Annotated in this window: 15 protein-coding genes; 5 read left to right on the top strand and 10 right to left on the bottom strand. The window is 65.3% G+C overall.

The window, feature by feature from the left end:
* The first annotated feature begins 29 nt into the window (after positions 1-29).
* Entirely contained in the window at positions 30-1,073 is a 1,044-nt protein-coding gene (locus H681_RS08095; protein ID WP_015476364.1) for a class I SAM-dependent methyltransferase, read from the top strand.
* Positions 1,074-1,250: 177 nt separating this feature from the next.
* On the opposite strand, the gene H681_RS08090 is transcribed toward H681_RS08095, so the two are convergent.
* The 4 genes from H681_RS08090 to H681_RS08075 all read right to left on the bottom strand — a co-directional run bounded on the left by H681_RS08090 (position 1,251) and on the right by H681_RS08075 (position 4,964).
* The gene (locus H681_RS08090; RefSeq protein WP_015476363.1) at positions 1,251-1,466 is read right to left on the bottom strand and encodes a DUF3079 domain-containing protein; all 216 of its coding nucleotides are present in this window, start codon (positions 1,464-1,466) and stop codon (positions 1,251-1,253) included.
* A 119-nt stretch (positions 1,467-1,585) separates the two neighbouring features.
* The gene (locus H681_RS08085) at positions 1,586-2,605 is read right to left on the bottom strand and encodes an AraC family transcriptional regulator (RefSeq protein WP_015476362.1); all 1,020 of its coding nucleotides are present in this window, start codon (positions 2,603-2,605) and stop codon (positions 1,586-1,588) included.
* A 226-nt stretch (positions 2,606-2,831) separates the two neighbouring features.
* Positions 2,832-4,013 carry a vWA domain-containing protein gene (locus H681_RS08080; RefSeq protein WP_015476361.1) on the bottom strand — a complete coding sequence of 394 codons (1,182 nt, stop codon included), beginning with the start codon at positions 4,011-4,013 and terminating at the stop codon, positions 2,832-2,834.
* 105 nt (positions 4,014-4,118) lie between these two features.
* Positions 4,119-4,964, bottom strand: coding sequence for an AAA family ATPase (locus H681_RS08075; RefSeq protein WP_015476360.1), 846 nt, complete (start codon positions 4,962-4,964; stop codon positions 4,119-4,121).
* A gap of 298 nt (positions 4,965-5,262) precedes the next feature.
* Here H681_RS08075 and cysK point away from each other — a divergent pair, with 298 nt between their 5' ends.
* From cysK to H681_RS08060, 3 genes are all read left to right on the top strand, one after another.
* Positions 5,263-6,237 (top strand): cysteine synthase A, encoded by a 975-nt coding sequence (gene cysK, locus H681_RS08070; RefSeq protein ID WP_015476358.1) that lies wholly within the window; start codon positions 5,263-5,265, stop codon positions 6,235-6,237.
* Positions 6,238-6,449: 212 nt separating this feature from the next.
* Positions 6,450-7,544, top strand: coding sequence for a polyamine ABC transporter substrate-binding protein (locus H681_RS08065; protein ID WP_015476357.1), 1,095 nt, complete (start codon positions 6,450-6,452; stop codon positions 7,542-7,544).
* Positions 7,545-8,144: 600 nt separating this feature from the next.
* The gene (locus H681_RS08060) at positions 8,145-9,050 is read left to right on the top strand and encodes a DMT family transporter (RefSeq protein WP_015476356.1); all 906 of its coding nucleotides are present in this window, start codon (positions 8,145-8,147) and stop codon (positions 9,048-9,050) included.
* 48 nt (positions 9,051-9,098) lie between these two features.
* Here the strand turns inward: H681_RS08060 and H681_RS08055 are convergent, their stop codons facing one another.
* Both H681_RS08055 and H681_RS08050 read right to left on the bottom strand, forming a co-directional pair.
* Positions 9,099-10,004, bottom strand: a complete 906-nt coding sequence (locus tag H681_RS08055) for a DMT family transporter (RefSeq protein ID WP_015476355.1) — start codon at positions 10,002-10,004, stop codon at positions 9,099-9,101.
* 85 nt (positions 10,005-10,089) lie between these two features.
* Complete coding sequence (locus H681_RS08050) at positions 10,090-10,587, bottom strand: GNAT family N-acetyltransferase (protein ID WP_015476354.1); 498 nt, start codon at positions 10,585-10,587, stop codon at positions 10,090-10,092.
* Between the two features lie 140 nt (positions 10,588-10,727).
* On the opposite strand from H681_RS08050, the gene aceK reads away from it, so the two are divergent.
* The gene (gene aceK / locus H681_RS08045; protein ID WP_015476353.1) at positions 10,728-12,464 is read left to right on the top strand and encodes a bifunctional isocitrate dehydrogenase kinase/phosphatase; all 1,737 of its coding nucleotides are present in this window, start codon (positions 10,728-10,730) and stop codon (positions 12,462-12,464) included.
* 249 nt (positions 12,465-12,713) lie between these two features.
* On the opposite strand, the gene H681_RS08040 is transcribed toward aceK, so the two are convergent.
* From H681_RS08040 to H681_RS08025, 4 genes are all read right to left on the bottom strand, one after another.
* A complete protein-coding gene (locus tag H681_RS08040; RefSeq protein WP_015476352.1) occupies positions 12,714-13,238 on the bottom strand; it encodes a DUF2937 family protein in 525 nt (174 codons plus the stop codon).
* A 78-nt stretch (positions 13,239-13,316) separates the two neighbouring features.
* On the bottom strand, positions 13,317-14,090 hold the full coding sequence (locus tag H681_RS08035; RefSeq protein ID WP_015476351.1) for a class II glutamine amidotransferase: 774 nt from the start codon (positions 14,088-14,090) through the stop codon (positions 13,317-13,319).
* 3 nt (positions 14,091-14,093) lie between these two features.
* Positions 14,094-14,540: an HIT family protein gene (locus H681_RS08030; RefSeq protein ID WP_015476350.1), complete on the bottom strand. Its 447-nt coding sequence runs from the start codon at positions 14,538-14,540 to the stop codon at positions 14,094-14,096.
* Between the two features lie 66 nt (positions 14,541-14,606).
* Entirely contained in the window at positions 14,607-15,077 is a 471-nt protein-coding gene (locus H681_RS08025; RefSeq protein WP_015476349.1) for a hypothetical protein, read from the bottom strand.
* Positions 15,078-15,181 lie beyond the last annotated feature (104 nt).

Below are 15,181 nucleotides of genomic sequence, written 5' to 3'. Positions count from 1 at the left end.
GCACGGTGGTCCTGCGCAGGAGTCGCGTCATGGACGAAGCCAAGCTCAACGATTTCATGGGCAAGCTGGTCACCGACATGGGTGGCGCGGCGATGCTCGCCAACATCATCCTCGGCGACGAACTCGGCCTGTACCGCGCGATGGCGGACAGCCAGCCGATCAGCGCCCAGACCCTGGCCGAGCGCACCGGCTGCAACGCCCGCCTGGTGCGCGAATGGCTCAGCGCCCACGCCGCGTCCGGCTACATGGAACACCACGACGGCCTCTTCCGCCTGCCCGAAGAGCAGGCCCTGGCCTTGGCGGTGGAGGACTCGCCGGTCTATGTCGCCGGTGGCGCGGTGGTGGTCGCGGCGCTGTTCCACGACAAGGACAAGCTGGTGGCCGCCATGCGTGGCGACGGCGCATTGCCCTGGGGCGATCACCACCCCTGCATGTTCTCCGGCACCGAGCGGTTCTTCCGTCCCGGCTACCGGGCGCACCTGGTCAGCGAATGGCTGCCGGCGCTCGACGGCGTGCTCGAGAAGCTCCAGCGCGGCGCGCAGGTCGCGGACATCGGCTGCGGCCACGGCGCCTCCACGGTAATCATGGCGCAGGCCTTCCCCGACTCGCGGTTCGCCGGCTTCGACTATCACGCGCCATCGATCGACACCGCCACCCAGCGCGCCACGGAGGCAGGCGTGGCCGATCGCACACGCTTCGAGCGCGCCAGCGCCAAGGACTATCCGGGCGACTACGACCTGATCTGCTTCTTCGACTGCCTGCACGACATGGGCGACCCGGTCGGCGCCGCCCGCCATGCCCGCCAGGCACTCAAGCCGGACGGCACGGTACTGCTGGTGGAGCCCTTCGCCAACGACCACCTCGACGACAACCTCAACCCGGTGGGCCGGCTGTTCTATGCCGCCTCCACCTTCATCTGCACGCCCAATTCGCTGTCCCAGGAAGTCGGCCTGGGCCTGGGCGCGCAAGCGGGCGAAGCACGTCTGCGCAAGGTCTTCGAGGAGGCCGGGTTCAGCCAGTTCCGCCGCGCTGCGGAAACACCCTTCAACCTGATCCTGGAAGCCCGCGCCTGACCGTCATCGAGCGGCAGCCGCAACGGCGAGCACGTGGTTCTGATGCAGACGGCCGGGCTGATCGCGCTTCCGGAAGCTCTACGGCATCGCCCCGGCCAAGAGCTGATGAAACGAAAGCGCGCACTCCCCCGGAGTGCGCGCTTTTTCATCCGGCGCCGCCAGGGCGCGGGGCGAGTGCTAGCTGGAAGGCTCCAGCTGCACTACGGAAATCGTATTCGACGCCTCGATGCCCCAGTCACCGAACTGGTACCAGTCCTCGCCGAGCATCTCGGCCGGGTGCATGGTGCGGTCGGCGCCGTTGCCGCAGGCCAGGTTGGTGGACGGGCAGTAGCGATCGCAGCCCCAGCAGATACGCTCGGGGTGCGGCGGATTGAGGGGGAATTTCTTGGCCATGATCAGGCCCTCGGGCTTCCTTGTGGGATTCCTGAAGGCTATGCCTGTCAGACGGGCCTGATCCTTGATCTGCGACAATTTTACGCGGATTTCATGCACGGCTCTTTGTGCACCGCTCGCTATGCACGGAAGTGGCTCGGCGGCTGGCCGCTCCAGCGCTGGAAGGCGTGGCGCAGGCTGGCGGTCTCGCTGAAGCCGAGTTCCTCGGCGATGCGGTAGATCGGCATGTCGCCGTCCTGTAGCAGTTCCTTGGCGCGGGCGAAGCGCAGTTCGTCGAGCAACTGCTGGTAGCTGGTCTGCTGTTGCTGCAGATGGCGGCGCAGGCTGCGCGAGGAGCAGTTCAGGCGGCGCGCCAGTTCCTCCAGGCCCGGCGGCTCCTGCAGGCGTTCGCCGAGAATCGCGCGAACCTTGTCCAGCCAGGCGCGGCGCGCGGCCAGGTCGATATTCTGCCGGCGGCACTGCTCCAGCATCTCCCGGTGGGTCACCGCGTCGGCCAGCGGCAGACGCATGTCCAGCCAGCTCGCCGGGAAGCCGATGGCGCTGCGCGGGCAGTCGAAATCCAGCTGGCAGCCGAACAGCGTGGCGTAGGCGGCGCAGCGGTCGGCCGGGCCGGTGTAGTCGAATTCGGCGCGCACCAGCGGCAACGGCTGGCCGAGCAGGTCGGCGCAGGCGACCTTCAGCGAGCCCAGGCACAGCTCGGTGTTGAACGGGCGCAGCTCTTCCTCTTCGCCGTAGCCGGTGGCGACCAGCCAGGCCATGTCGCCGTCCACTTCCAGCGCGAGGTGGAAGTAGGTGCCCAGCAACACCGGGTAGCTCAGGCCGATGCGCAGCGCCTCGCCCAGGGTGGGCGCGGAGATCAGCGCATAACCCAACAGGCCGTAGGCGGTGATCCGCGTGCGTACGCCCAGGCGCAGGCCGAGGGCCGGTTCACCGGCGAGGTTCTGCACGTTGGCGAAGACCTGCTGCTCCTGCCACGGGCTGACCAGCCGGCGCAGGTCGAGCAGGTCGTCGCCGGTGATGCCGCTGCCCTCGAGGATGGACTCGCGGCTGTGCCCCTCGGACTCCATCAGCGCGACGGTCAGCGAGGTCATGTGCAGGGAGTTGAGCCAGGTGGAGCGGGAGAAGGTCAGAGAATTCATTCGATGCCCATCGTAGACGCTACGGCGCGCCAGCGGATGTTACCGCGGCAGGCGCAGGTCAGAAGCAGGCAAGTTGCGTGCCGGCCACCTGGCGTGGCCGGATCGATCCCCACTGGACGGGGCTTTCGACGCCAGGCGAGAAACTTCCCGCCTGGCGGCAGGGTTACCTTTGCGGACACCCGGACGGTGCAGGTGCACCGTCTCGGCGCTCAACCGCGGAAGAGTTTCAACCGCGGGAGAGGAAGCGCATGCCCTCTTCCAGGCCGCTCAGGGTCAGCGGGAACATCTGTTCCTTCACCAGCTCGCGCACCAGGCCCGTGGAAGCGGTGTAGTTCCAGGTGTCCTTCGGGTACGGGTTGATCCAGATGAGCTTCTTGTACTTCTCCATGAAGCGCTGCATCCAGACGTAGCCGGCTTCCTCGTTCCAGTGCTCGACGCTGCCGCCGGCCTGGGTGATCTCGTAGGGCGCCATGGCCGCATCGCCAACGAACACCACCTTGTAGTCCGGCCCGTACTTGTGCAGCAGGTCGAAGGTAGCGGTGCGCTCGCTGCTGCGGCGCAGGTTGTTCTTCCACACCGACTCGTAGATGAAGTTGTGGAAGTAGAAATATTCCAAATGCTTGAACTCGGTCTTGCAGGCCGAGAACAGTTCCTCGCAGACCTTCACGTGGGCGTCCATCGAGCCGCCGATGTCCAGCAGCAGCAGGAGCTTCACGGTGTTGCGGCGCTCCGGGCGCATCTGGATGTTGAGCAGGCCGGCATCCTTGGCGGTGTGGTCGATGGTGCCGTCGATGTCCAGCTCTTCCGCCGCGCCCTCGCGAGCGAACTTGCGCAGGCGGCGCAGGGCGATCTTGATGTTGCGCGTGCCCAGCTCGACCTGGTCGTCGAGGTTCTTGTACTCGCGCTGGTCCCACACCTTGGCGGCCTTGCCCTGGCGCTTGCCGGCATCGCCGACGCGGATGCCCTCGGGATTGAAGCCGCCGGAACCGAACGGGCTGGTGCCGCCGGTGCCGATCCACTTGTTGCCGCCGGCATGGCGTTCCTTCTGCTCTTCCAGGCGCTTCTTGAACTCCTCGATGAGCTTGTCCAGGCCACCCAGGGACTGGATCTGCGCGCGTTCCTCGTCGGTCAGCAGGCGCTCGAACTCCTTGCGCAGCCACTCTTCGGGGATCAGCGCCTTGAGGTGGTCGTCGAGCTTTTCCAGGCCCTTGAAGTAGGCGCCGAAGGCCCGGTCGAACTTATCGAAATGGCGCTCGTCCTTCACCATGATGGTCCGGGCGAGGTAATAGAACTCGTCCATGTCGGCGAACACGACGCGGTGCTTGAGCGCATCGATCAGGTCGAGCAGCTCGCGCACCGACACCGGCACCTTGGCCGCGCGCATTTCGTTGAACAGGTTGAGCAGCATGGCTGCACCCTCTCTAAAGCACATGCTCTTGTAGGAGCGAGCTTGCTCGCGAACCGGCAAAGAGCTTCGCGAGCAAGCTCGCTCCTACAGGGAGATACGAAAGAATCAGCGACTGGCGCGGCGACTCATGAACGCCAAGCGTTCCAGCAGTTGCACGTCCTGCTCGTTCTTCACCAGCGCCCCGGCCAGCGGCGGAATGGCCTTGGTGGGATCGCGCTCGCGCAGCACGGCTTCGCCGATGTTGTCGGCCATCAAGAGCTTCAGCCAGTCCACCAGCTCGGAGGTGGAGGGCTTCTTCTTCAGACCCGGTACCTTGCGCACGTCGAAGAAGATGTCCAGCGCCTCGCTGACCAGCGTGCCGCTGATCTTCGGGTAGTGCACGTCGACGATCTTCTGCAGGGTCTCGCGGTCGGGGAAGGCGATGTAGTGGAAGAAGCAGCGGCGCAGGAAGGCGTCCGGCAGTTCCTTCTCGTTGTTCGAGGTGATGATGATGATCGGGCGCTGCTTGGCCTTGATGGTCTCGTTGGTCTCGTAAACGAAGAACTCCATCTTGTCGAGTTCCTGCAACAGGTCGTTGGGGAACTCGATGTCGGCCTTGTCGATCTCGTCGATCAGCAGGATCACGCGCTCTTCGGCCTCGAAGGCCTCCCAGAGCTTGCCCTTCTTGATGTAGTTGCGCACGTCGTGGACCTTGTCCACGCCCAGTTGCGAGTCGCGCAGGCGGCTCACCGCGTCGTACTCGTAGAGCCCCTGGTGGGCCTTGGTGGTGGACTTGATGTGCCAGGTGATCAGCTTGGCGCCGAAGGACTCCGCCAACTGCTCGGCCAGCATGGTCTTGCCGGTGCCCGGCTCGCCCTTCACCAGCAGCGGGCGCTGCAGGGTGATGGCGGCGTTGACCGCCAGCTTGAGGTCGTCGGTGGCGACGTAGGACTGAGTGCCTTCGAACTTCATCGGGAAATCCTCGAACGGTAGCGGCCGGGCCGGACCCGGGCGGAGAGATGCGTTTGGGAGACTGCGACTATAACGCGCATGGCGCTCGACTGTGAACGCAGGTCGAGCATTCAGTCACTGAATGCCCGCTTCCCCCTCGTTCAGCCACCACTTGTGACGCCCCATCGCCCGTACGGTCATTGAGACCCGCTCCAGGCGCCACTGCGACCGATCTTTCCGCCGGTTCTGCGTCTGGACGCAGAGGCGGGCTGGGAATAGGCTTTCGGGTCTACTCAAGAGCGACAAGGACTCTCTCACCATGAGCCGCATTTACGCAGACAACGCGCAGTCCATCGGCAACACGCCGCTGGTCCAGATCAATCGCATCGCCCCGCGCGGCGTCACCATCCTGGCCAAGATCGAAGGACGCAACCCCGGCTACTCGGTGAAATGCCGGATCGGCGCCAACATGATCTGGGATGCCGAGTCGAGCGGCCGCCTCAAGTCCGGCATGACCATCGTCGAGCCGACCTCCGGCAACACCGGCATCGGCCTGGCCTTCGTCGCCGCCGCCCGTGGCTACAAGCTGACCCTCACCATGCCCTCCTCCATGAGTCTGGAGCGCCGCAAGGTGCTCAAGGCCCTGGGCGCAGAGATCGTCCTCACCGAGCCGGCCAAGGGCATGAAAGGCTCGATCGCCAAGGCCGAGGAAATCGTCGCCAGCGACCCGTCCAGGTACTTCATGCCGGCGCAGTTCGACAACCCGGCCAACCCGGCGATCCACGAGAAGACCACCGGCCCGGAAATCTGGAACGACACCGATGGCGCGGTGGACGTTCTGGTGGCCGGCGTCGGCACCGGCGGCACCCTTACCGGCGTGGCGCGCTACATCAAGAACACCAAGGGCAAGCCGATCCTCGCGGTGGCGGTGGAGCCGGTCAGCTCGCCGGTGATCAGCCAGACCCTCGCCGGCGAGGAAGTCAAACCCAGTCCGCACAAGATCCAGGGCATCGGCGCCGGCTTCGTGCCGAAGAACCTCGACCTGTCGCTGGTGGACCGCGTCGCCACCATCACCGACGACGACGCCAAGAGCATGGCCCTGCGCCTGATGCAGGAAGAAGGCATCCTCTGCGGCATTTCCAGCGGCGCCGCGATGGCCGCCGCGGTGAAGCTGGCGGAGGAGCCGAACATGCAGGGCAAGACCCTCGTGGTCATCCTCCCCGACTCGGGAGAGCGCTACCTGTCGACCATGCTCTTCGACGGACTGTTCGACGAACAGGACCTGGTTCAGTAAACCGCCTCCGCCCCGTTCCGGGGCGGCTCCCTGGCGGGCGTTCCGACAGCGGGCGACCCGGGTCACGCGTGGCTGTCTGCGGACCCGCAAGCAGCCACCGCCCCTCGCCATGTTCCGGCAAAACGGTTAATTCTTGCTCAGCCCGTACTACCGCGCCGACCGCCCTGGGCGGACGGCGCCGGGCCTCCCGCACCGCCGTCAGGAACATAAGAATGAAAACGTCCTCCCCGTTGCTCACCACCCTCGCACTGTCCATCACGATGTTCGCAGGCGCCGCCCAGGCTGACTCCGTGAAGATCTACAACTGGTCCGACTACATCGCCCCGGACACCGTGCCGACCTTCACCAAGGAAACCGGCATCCAGGCGACCTACGACGTCTACGACAGCAACGAGACCCTCGACGGCAAGCTGATGACCGGCAAATCCGGTTACGACATCGTGGTGCCGTCGAACCACTTCATGGCCAAGCAGATCCAGGCCGGCGCGCTGAAGAAGCTGGACAAGAGCCAACTGCCGAACTGGAAGAACCTCAACCCGGTGCTGATGAAGGCGCTGGAAGTGAACGATCCGGGCAACGAGCACGGCTTCCCCTACCTGTGGGGCACCACCGGCATCGGCTACAACCCGGCGAAGATCAAGGAAGTGCTGGGCGACAACGCGCCGATCGACTCCTGGGACATCTTCTTCAAGCCCGAGTACATGGAGAAGCTGGCCAAGTGTGGCGTCGCGGTGCTGGACAACGGCCCGGAACTGCTGCCGATCACCCTGAACTACCTGGGCCTGCCGCATCACAGCCAGAAGCTGGATGACTACAAGAAGGCCGAGGAAGCGCTGCTCAAGGTGCGTCCGTACATCCGCTACTTCCACTCCTCCAAGTACGTCAGCGACCTCGCCAACGGCGAGATCTGCGTAGCCGTCGGCTTCTCCGGCGACATCCTGCAGGCCGCCACCCGCGCCAAGGAAGCCAAGAACGGCGTGGAAATCCAGTACTCCACCCCGAAGGAAGGCTCGCCGCTGTGGTTCGACATGGTCGCCATGCCCAACGACGCGCCGGATGAGAAGGCTGCCTACGCCTTCATGAACTACCTGCTGCGCCCCGACGTGATGGCCGGTGTCAGCAACTACGTGCACTACGCCAATGGCAACCTGGCTGCCGACCCGCTGGTGGACAAGGCGATCAAGGCGGACCCTGCGATCTACCCGCCGCAGGACAAGATGGCCAAGCTGTTCGCCCTCGAATCCATGCCGATGAAGATCGACCGCGTGCGTACCCGCACCTGGAACACCATCAAGACCGGCAAGTAAGCGTCACCCTTGCCTGACAGCGCGCGGCCCGGCCGCGCGTTGTCGTTTCTGTCGCTTGCACCGGGCCGGATTTCGCAGACAACGCCTGCTCGCATGAGGGCTTCCTGTAGGAGCGAGCTTGCTCGCGAACGGGCTCCGCGGCAAAATCGGTTCGCGAGCAAGCTCGCTCCTACGAAGAGCACCAGCATCCTGCCCGCGCAGTCGTTTCTGTCGCAGGAATCGCGCATTGCCGCGCGACTCGCACAGGGCTCGCCCCCTCGCGCGAAGGCCGCTATAGTCAGTCCACGCAGCGCCAATGCTGCCCCACTCAACAAGGTTCGTCTTCCATGTCCCGATACCCATTGCCCGATCCGGCAATCACCGTTGCAGCCTCTCCGGCCTGCGGCGCGGGTGCGGGCGCGGCCTGCCCTCCTCCGCCCCCTGTCGTCGCTGTCGCGTCGCCTCCGCCTCCCGGTGCGGCCTACCCGCCACCCGGCGTGAGCTTCTGACGCCACACGCGTTTTCCATCGCCTGGTTTTCCGCGCCCGACTGACGCGGCTCCCGGTATGTATCCGGCCCATTGATGGCCGGTCGTGATCTGCCTGACGACAGGTGCATTGCATGATTTCGCTCAACCGTTCCTCCCTGGCCGCCCTGGCCAGCACCTCCCTGTTCGTGCTGCTGTGGAGCAGTGCCGCCATCATCAGCAAGTGGGGCCTGGCCCATGCTTCGCCGATGGTCTTCCTCATCGCCCGCTTCGGTACCGCGCTGGTGGCGCTGCTGACCCTCTCCCCGCTGATCGGCCTGCGCTGGCCGCGCGAGCGCAAGCAGGTGCGCCACGCCGTGCTCACCGGCCTGGTGATGCTGGGCATCTACCCGATCTTCTACCTGATGGCGCTGGACCTGCACGTCACCCCCGGCGTGATCGCCACGGTGCTGGGCGTACAGCCGATGCTGACCAGCTTCCTGCTCGAGCGCCGGCATTCGGCGCCGCGCCTGGGCGGCCTTGCGCTGGGGCTGATCGGGCTGGTGATGGTGGTCTACCAGAGCATCGGACTGTCAGGCCTGACCTTCGCCGGCCTGGCCTGCTGCCTGCTGGCGCTGCTGTCGATCACCGGCGGTTCGATCCTGCAGAAGAACATCCGCGAGAACCCGCTGGGCACCCTGCCCCTGCAATACATGGCCGGACTGGCGCTGTGCATCGCCGTCGCGCCCTTCCAGCCGCTGCACGTGGAATGGAATGCCGCGTTCATCCTCAGCGCGCTGTGGATGGGCCTGATGGTCTCGGTGCTGGCCACCGTGCTGCTCTACCGGATGATCGCGGCGGGCAACCTGGTCAACGTCACCAGCCTGTTCTACCTGGTCCCGGCGGTCACGGCGCTGATGGATTACGCGGTGTTCGGCAATCGCCTGTCCGCCCTCGGCCTGCTGGGCATGGGGCTGATCGTGCTGGGCTTGATGCTGGTCTTCCGCCCGGCAGTCCCGGCCAGTGAATCCAAGTCGACACAGGCTATGGATAACCGCTAGCCAGCCCCGAAAGACGCAGGTGAGGATCGCTCCTCGCCTGCGCTTCGCTCAGTTGGCTGCCTCTGCCTTCGGCTGCGGCGCCGGGCGCAGTACCAGCCACAGCGCCAGAGCGATCAGTACGCCACCCTGCAAGTGCGCCCAGGAAAGCGACTCATCCAGCAGCAGCACGCCCCAGAACACACCGAACGGCGGAATCAGGAAGGTCACCGTCATGGTCTTCAGCGGACCGATGCTGGCCAGCAGGCGGAAGTACAGGACGTAGGCGAAGGACGTACAGAGGAAGCCCAGCCCGGCCAGCGCGAGCAGGATCTTCGGCTCGGCCAGCGGTGCCAGCGGCATGTCCAGGCTGGTGCCTACGAAGAACGGCAGCAGGCAGAGGGTCGCACCGGTCTGACTGCCCAGCGCCGAGACGGCGAAGTCCAGCCCACCCTGGTCGTTGATCCAGCGCTTGGTGAAATAGCCGGCGAAGCCGTAGCAGGTGGTCGCCACCAGGCAGGCCGCGGCGCCCCAGAGCACCTGGGCATCGAAAGGCACGGGCCCGGCACGGGTCAGCACTGCGACGCCCGCCAACCCCAGCAGCACGCCGAGAGCCTTGCCACCGGTGAGCGCCTCACCGAAGAACAGCGAACCGATCAACACGCCCATCAGCGGCGTGGTGGCGTTGAAAATCGCCGAATACCCCGCCGGCAGCGCCTGCGCCGCCAGGCTGTACATCAGCACCGGAATGCCGGAAGCGATCACGCCGATCAGCAGGATGCGCGTGAGCTTGCCGCGAAAATCCCAGCGGGTGCGCAGTACGAGCATGATCACCACCAACCCCAGCGCCGACAGCACGACGCGGAAGAAGGCCGTTGGCATCACGCCGATAGCCGGCACCAGTTGACGCATGAACAGGAAGCTGGCGCCCCAGATGGCGGCCAGCCCGAACATATTCAGCACAGCAGCGGGATTCATCGCGAAGAGCTCCAGGGCAGGTAAGCCACCAGACTACGCCGGTGGAAAACCACATCCATCTACAGCTGACTTTCAAAATCCACGGTCAACTTCTCCGAAAGCGCGCCATGCTCAGTACGTCGACGTAGGCGCCGTCGCGAATGGCGTATTCACGCAGTTGGCCTTCCACTTCGAAACCAAACTTGCGGTACAGCGCGATGGCCGGGGCGTTGTCGGTGTAGACCGTCAGCTCCACCCGCCGCAGGTTCATCCAGTTGTCGGCCACCTCCAGCAACTCGGCCATCAACCGACTGCCAACGCCACGTCCTTGCCAGGTCACGGCGACTCCCATGCCGATGCTGCCGCAATGGCTGCGGCGCACTCGGGAGAATTGTTCGAGGCTGGCGCTACCGATCACCTGGTCCTGATGCATCGCCATCAATGTCACCCGGCGCTCGTCATCGAGCACCAGCCGCTTGCGCCACAACTCCGGCGCCTGATGCGGCATCTGCAGGACTTGTCGGCACACGGCCGGGTCGTTGTAGAGAGCCGCAAGGCCGTTGATATGCTGCTCCGTGCAGAGCTCGATGCGGATGTCGTCCATCGCTTGAAGGCTCCTTGCCTACGGAAATGGGCCGTCCAGCATACGGCACTGCGTGCACCACCGGCTGTGGGAAATCTCCCTTTCCCTCCTCCTTCCCCCTGGCTAAGCTCGCTGCACAAGAACTCAGCAGAGGCGCTCCCATGACCGAGCACTGGCCGGCGACCGAGATCGCGACCCTGATCCTCGAAGGCTTCGACGACTACCGCGCACGCTTCCACCAGATCACCGACGGTGCGCCGGCACGCTTCGAGCAGGCGCTCTGGCAGGAGGCACAGCAGGCCTCCGCCGAGCGGATCAACCTGTACGAGGAAAAGGTCGCCGAAACCGTGGGACGCCTGACCCGCGCGATGCCCCATATCGACCTGGTGGACGTGGAGCGCTGGCCCATCGCCAAGAGCGCCTACATCAGCCTGATCGATCCGCGCCTGGACGACGAACTGGCGGAAACCTGGTTCAACTCGATCTTCTGCGGCCTGTTCAGCCACGACAACATCAGCGACGGCACCATGTTCGTGCACACCACCCGGCCGTCCCTGCGTGCCCATGCGCGCGACCCGCACACCCGCCTGTACCGTCCCGAAGGCCATCTGCGCCACAGCCTGGAGCAGATCTTCAACGACTACCGTTTCGCCGTGGACTACGACGACCGCGAGCGCGACCTGGAACGCATCGACAACCTGCTGCGCGCCAGCCTGCCGGACTGGGTCTGCAAGGACCCGTTGCTCACCCTCGAACTGATCGGCTCGGTGTTCTACCGCAACAAGGGCGCCTACCTGGTAGGTCGCCTGTTCACCCCGGACGAACAGTGGCCGCTGGTATTTCCGCTGGTGCACCACGAGGGGCGCGGCATCCAGTTCGACACGGTGATCACCGACGAGGCGGAAGTCTCGATCATCTTCTCCTTCACCCGCTCCTACTTCATGGTCGACGCACCGGTGCCGGCGGAGCTGGTGGCGTTCCTCAAGCGCCTGCTGCCGGGCAAGCACATCGCCGAGCTGTACACCTCCATCGGCTTCTACAAGCAGGGCAAGAGCGAGTTCTACCGCGCGCTGATCAACCACCTGGCGACCACCGACGACCTGTTCATCATGGCGCCGGGTGTGCGCGGGATGGTGATGAGCGTGTTCACCCTGCCCGGCTTCAATACCGTGTTCAAGATCATCAAGGACAACTTCAACCCGGCCAAGACCGTGGACCACGCCACGGTGATCCAGAAGTACCAGCTGGTGAAGAACCACGACCGCGTCGGCCGCCTGGCCGATACCCAGCAGTTCGCCGACTTCCGCTTCCCGGTGCGCAAGTTCGACCCGAACTGCCTCGCCGAACTGCTGGAGGTAGCCCCCTCCACCGTGAAGCTGGAAGGCGACGTAGTGCTGATCCGCCACTGCTGGACCGAGCGCCGCATGACCCCGCTGAATATCTACCTGGAGCACGCCACGCAGGCGCAGGTGGAGGAAGCGCTGAACGACTATGGCCTGGCCATCAAGCAACTGGCGGCGGCGAACATCTTCCCCGGCGACATGCTGCTGAAGAACTTCGGCGTCACCCGCCACGGCCGCGTGGTGTTCTACGACTACGACGAGATCAGCTACCTGACCGAGGTGAACTTCCGCCACATTCCGCCGGCGCGCTACGAGGAGGACGAGATGTCCTCCGAACCGTGGTACTCGGTGGGGCCGATGGACGTGTTCCCGGAGGAGTTCCCGCGCTTCCTGTTCGTCGACCTGAAGCAGCGCCGGCTGTTTGCCCGGCTGCACGGCAACCTGTTCGACGCGGATTACTGGAAGGGCCTGCAGGAGCAGATCCTGGCCGGCAAGGTGATCGACGTGTTCCCCTACCGCCGGCATGAATCGCCGGAAGCAGCGCTGGCGCGTTGACCCGTGTCGAGCACGACCTGTAGGAGCGAGCCTGCTCGCGAACAGCGGAGCTGTGCCTGATACCACTTCATCCGGCGAACGCAGGTTCGCGAGCAAGCTCGCTCCTACGAAGAGCCGCCAGGCCTCGGCTTTGGCATCCTGCGTCGCGCTACCTCCTGCATCCATGCAGTCGTCTCCCCCAGGGAGAGGGTTAGGGTGAGGGCTGATCCGAGCCTGGAGCTGTCCGCTCCTACGAAAAGCCGCCAGGCCTCAGTTCCAGTGCCGGCGCGTGGCGCGGCGGTTGTCGCCCAGGCCGACCAGCGCCGCCAGCGAGGCCATCAGCACCTCGGCGATCCATGCCAGCACCAGGCCGCCGGCCAGGCCCCAGCCGATGGCGTCGGGCTCCAGCACAACCTGGTAGCGGTAGTTCGCGTAGGTTTCCTGCAGTAGCTCGGGGTTCGGTGCCGTTGCCATGTGCCAGGCACGCTGTAGCCAGTTGCCCTGCAAGGCCCGCCATTCATTCTCGAACAGTTGGGCGCGGCGCAACAGGCGTTCGATGTTGTCCGCGTCGCGCTGGAATACCGGATCGGCGCTGCCGCGATAATGCGCCACCAGGGCATTCAGATCGCCCCTGAAGAACTGCCCGGAGGTGTCCTTGAAGCCTTGCAGCGCCTGGGCCGCCTCGATGCGATGGGCGTCGATGCGCTGGGTGTAGTCCTTGATGAAGCCCGGCACCTGTACCGCCACCATCAGACCCAGTGCGAACAGCACCATGCGAATGTAGCTGCGCAGCATCTTCTCCCCCTCGTTATTGTCGTATTGGATTCGCCCGCGAGGTCCGGGCCTGCGTCGCACGGATGCGCGCGGGCCGGGTCAGATCCGCCCCTGGTCGACGATCTCGCCGCGCCACCAGAGCATCCATTCGCCGCCCTGCATCAGGGTCCAGTTCTCGTTGTCGGTCAGCGGCTCGGTGGCGATCACCGTGACCACGTCGTTGGGTGTGGTCTCGGACTGGAAGTCCACGGTCAGGTCGGCGTCCTTCAACCGCGCCGGGCCGAACGGCGCGCGGCGGGTGATCCAGGCCAGCTTGCTGCTGCAGAACGTGAACAGCCAGTCACCATCGCTGAGCAGGCAGTTGAACACGCCTTTCTCACGGAAGGCGGCGCAGGCGCTGACCAGCGTGGGCAGCAGCACTTCCACCGGAACCGGCTCGGGAAAGGCACGGCGCACCCGGTTGAGCAGGTCGCAGAAGGCCGTCTCGCTGTCGGTATCGCCCACCGGACGGTACAGCCCCGGCTCGGGATGGAAGTCGGCAAGCTGGCCGTTGTGGGCGAAGGTCCAGTAGCGCCCGCCCATCTCGCGCACGAAGGGGTGCGTATTGGACAGGCAGACCTTGCCGACGTTGGCCTGGCGGATGTGGCCGATCACCGTCTCGCTCTTGATCGGGTAGCGCTGCACCAGGCGCGCCACTTCCGAGTCGATGCTCGCCGACGGGTCCTGGAACAGGCGCACCCCACGCCCTTCGTAGAAAGCGATGCCCCAGCCGTCGCGGTGCGGACCGGTGCCGCCGCCACGCTGCATCAGCCCGGTGAAGCTGAACACGATGTCCGTCGGGACGTTGGCGCTCATGCCGAGCAACTCGCACATGAATCAGTTCTCCTCCAACAGTGCCTCGCGCAGCCGGTGCAGCTCGCGTTCCAGGCGTTGCTGCATCCTCCGCCGCCCCAGCGGCAGGAACCGTATGAGCACGCGCAGCAGCAGGGCCGGCAGATCGTTCAGCTCACGCGGAATCAGGTGCAGATGAAAATGCGCTACGTGCTGGTTGGCCGCGGGGCCGTCGTTGACCAGCAGATTGATGCCGACCCGGCCATAACCGGCCCGGCGCAGCACACGCTGCATGCGTTCGGCCAGCGGGATCAGGTCCTGCTGCGCACTTTCCGAAAGCTGGTGCAGGAAGGTCGCGTGTTCCCGCGCCACCAGCAGCAGATGCGCGGGCCGCAGCGGGTAGATATCCAGCAGCACGATGAAATGATCGTCTTCGTAGAGGGTGCGGGCCGGCACGCGACCGGCCGCGATGGCACAGAACACGCAGTCCATGAGAACTCCTCGAAAGGCCGTTCAGTTCATGCTGGACGCGTGTCGGTCAGGACGCAAGGCGCGAAATCAGAGGCGCGGCTCGATACGCATGCGGCGTTCGCCCTGATCGTCGGTGCGGGTGTCCACGTCGGGCATCAGCTCCGGCTGCATCAATTGGCGCAGGGTCGGCTCGTCTTCCGGGTCCGGCGCTTTGCGGCGCTTTTTCAGCGCCCGCTCGATGGACCAGCGGATCAGCACGAACAACAGGTACACGCCGAACGCCGCCAGCAGCACCAGCGCCAGGTCGGATACTGCGCGCCAGGCGTTGTTGCCGACCTTGAACACCACGTCCAGCGCGGTGATGGCGATGGCCGGGGCGTAGAGGTTATTGGCCGGGTCCACCGGCGTCGGGGTGAACAGCAGCACGACGACGATGATCCGCAGCGGTTCGCGCAGCCAACGCCACATCCAGCCGGTCATCAGGAACCAGACCAGAGTCAGGCCGAGGCCGGCGCCCAGATAGGCGCCCCAGGCGAGCGTGTAATCGTGTTCGTTCATGCGCGTGCGTACGTGCGGTGTCGACAGAGGGGTGCGTATGATAGCTGCTTTTACTCATGGGTGCGCAGCCGGGCGTCATCCATGCCGCCGCCCCAGGAGCCGCC

This window comes from Pseudomonas sp. ATCC 13867 (assembly GCF_000349845.1).
Taxonomy (GTDB): Bacteria; Pseudomonadota; Gammaproteobacteria; order Pseudomonadales; family Pseudomonadaceae; genus Pseudomonas.
The sequence above is the reverse complement of the archived record's forward strand: the minus strand, read 5'-3'. Positions and strand labels throughout refer to the sequence as shown.

What these genes read in the sequence shown, in the direction of transcription:
- H681_RS08080 (WP_015476361.1), bottom strand. Translation starts at nt 4,013, where the DNA reads ATGCTGCTCAACCTGTTCAACGAAATGCGCGCGGCCAAGGTGCCGGTG.
- cysK (WP_015476358.1), top strand. Translation starts at nt 5,263, where the DNA reads ATGAGCCGCATTTACGCAGACAACGCGCAGTCCATCGGCAACACGCCG.
- H681_RS08030 (WP_015476350.1), bottom strand. Translation starts at nt 14,540, where the DNA reads ATGGACTGCGTGTTCTGTGCCATCGCGGCCGGTCGCGTGCCGGCCCGC.
- H681_RS08040 (WP_015476352.1), bottom strand. Translation starts at nt 13,238, where the DNA reads ATGCTGCGCAGCTACATTCGCATGGTGCTGTTCGCACTGGGTCTGATG.
- H681_RS08095 (WP_015476364.1), top strand. Translation starts at nt 30, where the DNA reads ATGGACGAAGCCAAGCTCAACGATTTCATGGGCAAGCTGGTCACCGAC.
- H681_RS08035 (WP_015476351.1), bottom strand. Translation starts at nt 14,090, where the DNA reads ATGTGCGAGTTGCTCGGCATGAGCGCCAACGTCCCGACGGACATCGTG.
- H681_RS08065 (WP_015476357.1), top strand. Translation starts at nt 6,450, where the DNA reads ATGAAAACGTCCTCCCCGTTGCTCACCACCCTCGCACTGTCCATCACG.
- H681_RS08050 (WP_015476354.1), bottom strand. Translation starts at nt 10,587, where the DNA reads ATGGACGACATCCGCATCGAGCTCTGCACGGAGCAGCATATCAACGGC.
- H681_RS08025 (WP_015476349.1), bottom strand. Translation starts at nt 15,077, where the DNA reads ATGAACGAACACGATTACACGCTCGCCTGGGGCGCCTATCTGGGCGCC.
- H681_RS08055 (WP_015476355.1), bottom strand. Translation starts at nt 10,004, where the DNA reads ATGAATCCCGCTGCTGTGCTGAATATGTTCGGGCTGGCCGCCATCTGG.
- H681_RS08060 (WP_015476356.1), top strand. Translation starts at nt 8,145, where the DNA reads ATGATTTCGCTCAACCGTTCCTCCCTGGCCGCCCTGGCCAGCACCTCC.
- H681_RS08085 (WP_015476362.1), bottom strand. Translation starts at nt 2,605, where the DNA reads ATGAATTCTCTGACCTTCTCCCGCTCCACCTGGCTCAACTCCCTGCAC.
- aceK (WP_015476353.1), top strand. Translation starts at nt 10,728, where the DNA reads ATGACCGAGCACTGGCCGGCGACCGAGATCGCGACCCTGATCCTCGAA.
- H681_RS08075 (WP_015476360.1), bottom strand. Translation starts at nt 4,964, where the DNA reads ATGAAGTTCGAAGGCACTCAGTCCTACGTCGCCACCGACGACCTCAAG.
- H681_RS08090 (WP_015476363.1), bottom strand. Translation starts at nt 1,466, where the DNA reads ATGGCCAAGAAATTCCCCCTCAATCCGCCGCACCCCGAGCGTATCTGC.